Here is a 1,153-nt window from a genome sequence, read left to right as displayed (position 1 = left end):
CTGCGGCCGGACGCCAACACCAGCAACGGCCGTTCCTTTTGCCACACCTACGGTCGGCGCGAGAACACGCACGAGATGGTTCCCGGATGGCCCTACTCCTTCGTTGCCGCTCTGGAGTCGGGCTCGACCTCGTGGACGGCCCTGTTGGACGCCACACGCCTGGAACCCGGCGCGGACACGGCGGCCGTCACCGCCGCCCAGCTGCGTGAGGTCCTGCGCGGCATCTTCAGCGCCGGGCACTGGAAGATCGGCGACCCGCCGGTGCTGGTCGTGGCGGACGCCGGCTACGACGGCCCGCGTCTGGCCCACCTCCTGCGGGACCTGCCCGTCCAGATCGTGGTGCGGATGCGCTCCGACAGGGTCTTCTTCAATCCCGTGCCCGACGACTACCGGGTGGGCCCCAAGGGCGGCCAACCCCGCAGTCACGGAGCCCGGTTCGCGCTGGCCGATCCTACGACCTGGCGCGATCCCGACAGCGACACCGAGCACACCACCCGCCGATACGGCACCGCCCGCGTCCGCGCCTGGCACCGCCTGCATCCACGCATCTGGCGACGCTCCGCCTGGAGCGACCACCAGGGCCAACTCCCCATCGTCGAAGGCACCCTGATCCGACTCGACGTCGACCACCTGCCCTCCGGTGGTACCCCGAAACCGGTCTGGCTGTGGTACTCCCACCCCACACCCTCCGGCGACGACACCGACACCGCCTGGCACGCGTTCCTGCGGCGCTTCGACCTGGAACACACCTTCCGCTTCCTCAAGCAGGACCTCGGCTGGACCCGCCCGAAGCTACGCGAGCCCTCAGCGGCCGACCGCTGGACCGCCCTTGTCCTGGCCGTCCACACCCAACTCCGCCTCGCCAGGCCACTGTCCGCCGACCTCCGCCGGCCCTGGGAGAGACCGCAGCCCGCCGAACGCCTCAGCCCCGCCCGGGTGCGACGCGGGTTCCGCAACATCCGCACGCGCCTGCTCTGCCCAGCTCGTGTTGCGAGACCCTCCCGCCCCGGCGCCGGGCGCCCACCCGGCCGGCCCAACCGCCACCGAGCCCCCATCTATGACGTCGGACTCGCCCTGGTCACCAACCAATAGCGAACAGACAGGCGATAACCCGAACGCCACAGAAGATGATCAATGGAGGTCAAACGACAAG

General features: G+C 70.3%; 1 protein-coding gene. It reads left to right on the top strand.

The window, feature by feature from the left end; all coding sequences use genetic code 11:
• Positions 1-1,092 (top strand): transposase (locus ACIQIB_RS39540; RefSeq protein ID WP_400764327.1); only part of this gene is annotated, 1,092 nt, incomplete at its 5' end.
• Positions 1,093-1,153 lie beyond the last annotated feature (61 nt).

The sequence above is a fragment of the Kitasatospora sp. NPDC092286 genome, from assembly GCF_044755565.1.
Taxonomy (GTDB): domain Bacteria; phylum Actinomycetota; class Actinomycetes; order Streptomycetales; family Streptomycetaceae; genus Kitasatospora.
This window is presented reverse-complemented; position numbering and strand designations above follow the sequence as displayed.